10 protein-coding genes are annotated in these 7,579 nt (G+C 71.7%); all 10 read right to left on the reverse strand.

Translation table 11 applies throughout. The annotated features are described in order from the left end of the window. Positions 1-33 precede the first annotated feature (33 nt). The gene (locus ACRWK8_RS03420) at positions 34-252 is read right to left on the reverse strand and encodes a hypothetical protein (protein WP_017545978.1); all 219 of its coding nucleotides are present in this window, start codon (positions 250-252) and stop codon (positions 34-36) included. 265 nt (positions 253-517) lie between these two features. Continuing rightward, the gene (locus ACRWK8_RS03425) at positions 518-733 is read right to left on the reverse strand and encodes a hypothetical protein (protein ID WP_378740838.1); all 216 of its coding nucleotides are present in this window, start codon (positions 731-733) and stop codon (positions 518-520) included. Between the two features lie 131 nt (positions 734-864). Next, complete coding sequence (gene dprA / locus ACRWK8_RS03430) at positions 865-2,025, reverse strand: DNA-processing protein DprA (RefSeq protein WP_431868261.1); 1,161 nt, start codon at positions 2,023-2,025, stop codon at positions 865-867. A gap of 2 nt (positions 2,026-2,027) precedes the next feature. Continuing rightward, positions 2,028-3,548, reverse strand: coding sequence for a YifB family Mg chelatase-like AAA ATPase (locus ACRWK8_RS03435; RefSeq protein WP_431868263.1), 1,521 nt, complete (start codon positions 3,546-3,548; stop codon positions 2,028-2,030). Next, a complete protein-coding gene (locus ACRWK8_RS03440; RefSeq protein WP_431868265.1) occupies positions 3,548-3,919 on the reverse strand; it encodes a YraN family protein in 372 nt (123 codons plus the stop codon). The genes ACRWK8_RS03435 and ACRWK8_RS03440 overlap by 1 nt, the downstream gene beginning before the upstream one ends. Positions 3,920-4,035: 116 nt before the next feature. Continuing rightward, positions 4,036-4,368: a DUF2469 domain-containing protein gene (locus ACRWK8_RS03445; protein ID WP_378740847.1), complete on the reverse strand. Its 333-nt coding sequence runs from the start codon at positions 4,366-4,368 to the stop codon at positions 4,036-4,038. Positions 4,369-4,636: 268 nt separating this feature from the next. After that, positions 4,637-5,512, reverse strand: coding sequence for a signal peptidase I (gene lepB / locus ACRWK8_RS03450; protein ID WP_378740849.1), 876 nt, complete (start codon positions 5,510-5,512; stop codon positions 4,637-4,639). A 62-nt stretch (positions 5,513-5,574) separates the two neighbouring features. Next, positions 5,575-5,934, reverse strand: a complete 360-nt coding sequence (gene rplS, locus ACRWK8_RS03455; RefSeq protein WP_378740851.1) for a 50S ribosomal protein L19 — start codon at positions 5,932-5,934, stop codon at positions 5,575-5,577. Between the two features lie 175 nt (positions 5,935-6,109). Beyond that, entirely contained in the window at positions 6,110-6,925 is an 816-nt protein-coding gene (trmD, locus tag ACRWK8_RS03460; protein ID WP_378740853.1) for a tRNA (guanosine(37)-N1)-methyltransferase TrmD, read from the reverse strand. 11 nt (positions 6,926-6,936) lie between these two features. Beyond that, positions 6,937-7,458: a ribosome maturation factor RimM gene (rimM, locus tag ACRWK8_RS03465; RefSeq protein WP_431868269.1), complete on the reverse strand. Its 522-nt coding sequence runs from the start codon at positions 7,456-7,458 to the stop codon at positions 6,937-6,939. Positions 7,459-7,579: the final 121 nt, after the last annotated feature.

Below are 7,579 nucleotides of genomic sequence, written 5' to 3' on the forward strand. Positions count from 1 at the left end.
GCACGGTCACCGCGCCGGGCCCGCCCCGCCGGATCAGCTGCAGCAGCAGCAGGGGCAGCAGCTACAGCAGCTGCAGCAGCCGCCGCCACTGCCAGACGCGCCGATCTCCATCATGGCCAGCGTGGAACCGAGGGACTCGATACCACCGGGCTGGTCCGAACCGAAGCCGAGAACACCCTCACTGCTGGTGCTGAATTCCTCGACCGGAAGGTCTCCGAGACCAGCGGAAATCTGGTCAGCCTTCATCGACATGGGAACCTCCTCTCCTTCTTCGTAGTAACGCCGAGGCACTTCCGCCCCGGCGTCGCACCATCATCCCCGCCGGTGCTTACAGCGCACCTACAGCAGGTTTGCACCCAAATGCATTCACGGACCCGGGAACTCCCAGGAAAGGTGAAACGTTCCGGGGATCGGGCGTCGGGCCGGTCGTGAACCGTCGTCCGACCGGCCCGCGCACCCCGGGTTCCGGTGGTCCGGCCGGCCGCCCGCAGGCGGGCCGACCGGGCAGGTCACCGACTCAGCTGCAGCAGCAGCACGGGCAGCAGCTGCAGCAGCTGCAGCACTCGCCACCGCCGGAGGCACCGATCTCCATCATGGCCAGCGAGGAACCGAGGGACTCGATACCGCCGGGCTGGTGGGAACCGAAGCCGACGACACCCTCACCACTCGAACTGAATTCCTCGACCGGAAGGTCTCCGAGGCTTGCCGAGAGGTGACCGGACTCGATAGACATACGATCTCACTCCTTTCTTCGTCCAAGGTTTGACAACGCGTCGAATAATCGACACCCACCACTGTGGCCAATCGCAGTTACATCTCGACTACATCGCGTTTTACCGCCCCCGCAGCTCGGTGCGGCGCCCACTACCCGCACGGCCGCGGGGGGTGCGACCGCGGCCCGGGTCGCCGCCGGGGCCAGGGCAGACGCCAGCCCGCCTCACAGCGCTCCACCAGCCCCGCCGCCGCCAGCATCCCCAGGGCACGGATCGTGTGCTCCAGGTTCCCGGTGCTGTTCGTGGCCACCACGGCGGTTCCCACACCACGGCGGGTGACCGCCGAGAGCACCCGGGCGGTCTCCCGGTCCAGTTCGGCCTCGGGCACCAGGGGCCCCGCCTGCCCGGGGACGGCCTCCCCCAGCGGCACGATCAGCTCCACCACGTCGTCCGCCCTGGTCACGCAGTTCGCGCGGCCCTCCCGGAGCAGACGGTGACAGCCCACCGACATCGCGGAGGTCACCGGACCCGGGACGGCCATGAGCACCCGGTGGAGGTCGGTGGCGTGGGCGGCGGTGTTCAGGGCCCCGCTGCGGGCCCCCGCCTCCACCACCACCGTGCCGGGGGTGAGCGCGGCGATCAGCCGGTTGCGCACCAGGAAGTCCGGGGTACGCGGAGTGCGGCCGACCGGCCACTCGCTGACCAGCACCCCCGTACGCGCCACGTCCGCGAACAGCCCCGCGTGACCGCGCGGGTAGTCCGTGTCCAGACCGCAGGCCAGGACCACCACGGTGCTCCCCGTGGTGAGGGCCGCCCGGTGCGCGGCGCCGTCCACCCCGTAGGCGCCCCCGGAGACCACGGAGAAGGAGCGGTCGGCCAGCTCGCAGGAGAGCTCGGCGGCCACGTGCGTCCCGTAGGGGGTGGCGGACCGGGCGCCCACCACCGACACCGACCGCAGGCACAGGTTGCGCAGGTCGCCCATACCCCGCACCCACAGCCCGTAGCAGACGGGCAGCTCGTCGAGGCGCCCCGGCCACTCCGGATCTCCCGGGGCGACGAACCGGACCCCGAGTTCCGCCGAGGAGTCCAGCAACCGGTCCGGGTCCACCCTCCGGGACCCCTCCGACCAGCCCCGCCAGCTCCGGACCGCCTGGGCCGAGGGCGGGCTCCCCGGGGGCGGCTTCCCCGACAGCAGGGCGTCCCAGACCGGGGCGGCCCCGTGCTCGTTCACCAGCGGCCCCAGCCAGCGGTGGCTGGGCGGCGCCACCGCCGTCAGACCGACCCGTGCGCGTGCCTCGTCGTGGTCGCCCACCCTCACCACGCCCTTCCGGCCCACAGGGCGAAGGCGTAGGAGGTCTCCTCCTCGGTGGGGCGGTCCCGCCCCGCGAGGTCGGCCAGTGTCCAGGCCACCCGCAGGGCGCGGTCCACGCCCCGGGCGCTGATCTGTCCGGCGTCCATCGCCCGGCCGAGGACCCGCAGGCCCGCCGGTTCCACCGGGAAGTCCCGGCGCAGACGCGCTCCGGGAATGACCGCGTTGGTCCGCCACGGGGTGCCCGCCAACCGTTCCCGGGCCCGCTCCCGGGCTCCCGCCACCCGTGCGGCGACGGTCGCGGAGGACTCCGCGAAGGCCCGGTCGGCCAGGAGTTCGGCCCGCGCCACGGGCTGGAGCTCCACCTTGAGGTCGATCCGGTCCAGCAGTGGTCCGGACAGCCGGGAGAGGTAGCGCCGCCGCTCACCGGAGGGGCAGGTACAGAGGCTGCCCGGTTTCGCGCAGGGGCACGGGTTGGCCGCCATCACCAGCTGGAAGCGGGCGGGAAAGGCCACCGTGGAGGTCGAGCGGGCGATCACCACCTCTCCGCGTTCCAGGGGTTCGCGCAGCGAGTCCAGCACTCCGCGCCCGAACTGCGGGGCCTCGTCCACGAAAAGGATCCCGTGGTGTGCCTTGGAGACCCAGCCCGGCTGCGGGTTGCCGTGGCCGCCCCCGATGATCGAGGCCCGGCTGGAGGTGTGGTGCGGGGCGGCGAAGGGAGGCACGGTGACCAGCGGAGCACCCGGAGGCAGCAGCCCGGCCACCGAGTGGATGGCGGTGGCCTCCAGCGCCTCGGTGGAGGAGAGGGTGGGCAGCACCGTGGGCAGGCGCTCCGCGAGCAGGCTCTTCCCCGTGCCGGGCGGGCCGAGCATCATCAGGTTGTGCCCTCCGGCCGCGGCGATCTCCACCGCCCGGCGGGCCACCGGCTGACCCAGGACGTCCGCGAGGTCGGGGCTCCCCCGGTCCGGGGCGACCGCCGACGCGGGCTGCTCGTGGGGCCGCTCGGGCTCCTCCTCCCCGCGCAACCAGCCGCACAGCTCCGCGAGGTCGGTCACGGCGGTGACCGCCACGTCGGGGACCAGCCGGGCCTCCGCCAGGTTGCCCGCCGCAACGACGAACCGGGTGAACCCCTGGTCCGCGGCGGACACCATGGCGGGGAGCACCCCGCGCACCGGGCGGGCCCGACCGTCGAGTCCGAGTTCCCCGAGGAGTACGGTGCCGAGCAGCCGGTCCGACGGGACCTCACCGGCGGCGGCCAGCACCGCGCCCGCGATGGCCAGGTCGAAGAGGCTGCCGGACTTGGGCAGGCTGGCCGGGGACAGGCTGATGGTGATCTGCCCGCTGGGCCAGGCCTCGGAGCTGTTGGCCACCGCCGCGCGGATCCGGTCCCGGGCCTCCCGCAGGGCGGCGTCCGGCAGCCCCACCAGGGTCACCCCGGGCTCCCCGCCGCCCAGGTGCACCTCCACCTCGACGATGTGTCCCTGGACGCCCAGCAGCGTGACGCAGTGGGTGAGGGCGAGCGACATCAGGCCATCCCCCGTTCGTGGGAGACGAACACGCGCCCGTCCGTGACCAGCAGGCAGACCCCGTCGACCCGCAGCGGCCACGGCGGGCACCCGTGCAGACGGGCCCAGGACCGGCCCAGCTGGCGCAGCCTGCGCCGCTTCCCGGCGTTGATGGCCTCCACCGGGTGGCCGTACCGCAGCGAACCACGGGTCTTGACCTCCGCGACCACCAGGAAGGGTCCGTCCCGGGCCACGATGTCGATCTCCCCGGCACCGCCCGGGGCCCGCCAGTTACGGGCCACCACCCGTATCCCGGCGCGTTCGAGGTAGGCCGCGGCGAGCTCCTCGCCGCGGCGTCCCAGCTTCCTTCGGTACTCGGCCCACCGATCCACCGGCGACCACCTCCCACAACCACGTTCCGTGATCGGGGCCGGGTACGCCAGGGGTTGGTTCCTCCTGTGGAAAACCCCGTCCGGGGCGGAGGAGGGAGGGGGACACCGCGCGGGGGCTACTCCCCCGATCCGCCGCCGTCCGCCGGAGGCATCTCCAGGTCGGACTTGGTGATCTCCTCGACGTTCACGTCCTTGAACGTCACCACGCGCACGTTGCGCACGAACCGGGCCGGGCGGTACATGTCCCAGACCCAGGCGTCCTCCATCACGACCTCGAAGTACATCTCCCCGTTCTCCGTCGAGCGGGGCTGGAGGTCCACGTGGTTGGTGAGGTAGAAACGCCGCTCGGTCTCCACCACGTAGCCGAACAGGCCGACGACGTCGCGGTACTCGCGATAGAGCTGGAGCTCCATCTCGGCCTCGTACTTCTCCAGGTCCTCAGAACTCATGTGCGCGCTCGCTTTCGTCAGCACTCTCCGGTCATGATGTGCCGGTCCCCCTGACGCGGGCACCTCCGCCGTCCGGCGTCTTCCGGCCGGAGACGGCCCCCACGTGTTCGGGGAACGCCGATACGATCCGAGTTCCATCATGCGTCACGGAACGGGCTTTTGCGCCCCGTCGAGCGGAATTCCTTCGACGGATCGGTCACCCACCCCCGGGACACCGCCGCGACCTGCGACGACACCCGGACGCCGCTCGGCGGGTCCGGTCACCGGCTCAGCCGTCGGACGCGTTCAGCTCGTCGAACGTCGCCGGGACTCCCAGCCCTCCGGCCTGGCTGAACGGCCAGATGATGACGAAGGCCCGGCCCACGACGTGGTCGATCGGGACGGCGCCTCCCCCGGGGTTGTTCTGGTTCATGCGGGAGTCGTAGGAGATGGCCCGGTGGTCGCCCATCAGCCACAGGTACCCCTCGGGCACCTCGATGGGGCCGAACTCGGTGTGGCTCTCCACGCTGCCCGGGTAGAGGTAGGCGTCCTCCTCCAGGGGAACACCGTTGACCAGGACCCGGTTCTGCTCGTCGCAGCACTCCACGGTGTCGCCGGGCAGCCCGATGACCCGCTTGATGTACTCCTTGCCCGAGGGCGCGGCGCCCAGCTGCTGCTGCACCCAGGTGAAACCGCGACTGACCGGGTTGGTCGACTCCGGGGGCTGTACGACGGTCGGGTCGTCCCACGACCCGTCGCCGTTGAACACGATGACCTCTCCGCGCTCGATGTCGCGGATCTCGTACACCACCTTGTTCACGAGGACCCGGTCACCCACGAGCAGGGTGTTCTCCATCGACGACGAGGGGATGTAGAACGCCTGCATCACCCAGGTCCTGATCACGAACGCCAGCACGAGGGCGATCACGACCAGGATGGGGAGTTCCTTCCAGAACGACCCCTTCTTCGCACTGCTCTGGGACTGGCTCATGTCGGCGTCAGCTCTCTCCTCCGCTCCCTGGCCAGCGGCGTCGGATACACCACTGGCTCCCAGGCGCTCATGCGTCTGGGAGCCAGTGGCGGAGCTGTGCTCCTCCGGGCCGGGCCGGGCGGAATCCTCGTCCGGGACCGCGTCCGAGCCGAGGTCCCTCTCGTCTTTGCTCATCGGCCGAAAGCCTATCCTGCCGCCCGGTGGGGCGGCGTGGTTCCGGCCGGATCAGCCAGGACCTACTTGGTGACGGGCTCGCGGCGCTCGCGGATGCGGGCGGCCTTGCCGCGCAGGTCGCGGAGGTAGTACAGCTTGGCGCGACGCACGCGACCGCGGGCGGCGACCTCGTACTTCTCGACGGCCGGGGTGTGGATCGGGAACGTACGCTCCACGCCCACGCCGTAGCTCACCTTGCGGATGGTGAAGGTCTCACGGTTGCCCGAGCCCTGACGACGGATGACGACGCCCTTGAAGACCTGGACACGGGTGCGGGTGCCCTCGGTCACGCGGACGTGGACGTTCAGGGTGTCGCCGGGGCGGAACTCCGGAACGTCGGTGCGAAGCTGAGCCTTCTCAAGCTCCTGAATGGCGGTGTGCATCTCGCGAATCCTCATCAATAGCGCGCCGCGTCCTGCCCCCCGGCTGTTCCGGGGAGGGGGTGCGCGGGCGAGGCCCTGTTGGGTCTGACCAGTCGAACCACCCGGTGACCGACACAGAGGCCGACGTCGTACCGCCGGCATGCGGATGCCTGGGGGTCACCAGGGGGGAACTCACCTAGTTTGCCACATGATCCCGGCCGTCCCGAACCGGCCGTTCACCACACTCGGCTCCGTCGGCGGGGTCGGCCACCTCGGCCAGGACCTCGCGGTCCCGCTTGTCGAGGCCGTCGGCGGGGGTGGCGGCGACCAGGTCCGGCCGGTTGCGGGCGGTCTTGCGCAGCGCCTGGTCGCGGCGCCAGCGGTCCACCGCCCCGTGGTTGCCGGAGAGCAGCACCGGGGGGACCTCCTGGCCCCGCCACGTGCCGGGCTTGGTGTACACCGGCCCCTCCACCAGGTGTTCCATCCCACCGGAGGCGAAGGAGTCCTGGACGTGCGACTCCCGGTTGCCGAGCACACCGGGTAGCAGCCGGGTGATGGCCTCCACCATCACCAGCGTGGCCGACTCGCCCCCGTTGAGGACGTAGTCACCGATGCTGACCTCCTCGACCGGCATCCGCTGGGCGGCGTCCACGGCCACCCGGGAGTCGATGCCCTCGTACCGGCCGCATCCGAACACCAGGTGCTCCTCGCCCGCGAGCCGCTCGGCGTCGGCCTGGGTGAAGGGGCGTCCGCTGGGGGTCGGCAGGACCAGCCGCGCGGGCCGCTCCGCCACGACGGCGTCCAGGGCCTCGCCCCACGGCTCGGGCTTCATCACCATGCCGGGACCGCCGCCGTAGGGGGTGTCGTCGACGGTGTTGTGCCGGTCGTGGGTCCAGTCGCGCAGGTCGTGGACGTGCACGTCCAGCAGACCGGCCTCGCGCGCCTTACCGATCAGCGAGAGCTCCAGCGGAGCGAAGTAGTCGGGGAAGATGCTGATGATGTCGATGCGCACTGCGTACTCGTTCAGTCGGTGTTCTGGAGGTCGAGCAGGCCGGGCGGCGGGTCGAGCACGATCCGGCCGCCCGCGACGTCGACCTCGGGGACCAGCGGGGCGACGAACGGCACCAGGATCTCGTGGCCCCCGGTCTCGGCGGTGATGACCAGGACGTCCTGCGCGTGGTGGAGGACGTCCTCGACCTCGCCCACGGTCGCGCCCTCGGTGGTGACGGCGGTCAGGCCGATCAGTTCGTGGTCGTGGAACTCGTCGGGGTCGTCCAGGGGGGCGATGTCCTCGGAGTCCACCATGAGGAGGGTGCCGCGCAGCGTCTCGGCGGCGTCGCGGTCGGCCGTTCCCTCGAAGCGGACGAGCATCCTGCCGCTGTGGCGGCGCGTCGAGGCCACCTTCAGCGGACCGGTCGCGGCGGGGTCGGTCTGGAGGACGGCGCCGACGGCGAACCGGGCGTCGGGGTCGTCGGTGCGCACGTCGACGGCGACGTCGCCGCGGATACCGTGCGCTCGGCCGATCCGGCCCACCACGAGTCGCATGAGCAGTGTTTTCCTTCGGGTCGTTCTTCGGTTCCCGGACGTCACACGGGGTCTCCCGGCGTCCGGGTCCCCTCGGTGTCCCCGGGCCGGGAACGGCCCCGGGGAAGGCCGTGCCCGGGGC

Source organism: Nocardiopsis eucommiae (genome assembly GCF_965344335.1).
Taxonomy (GTDB): Bacteria; Actinomycetota; Actinomycetes; order Streptosporangiales; family Streptosporangiaceae; genus Nocardiopsis; species Nocardiopsis eucommiae.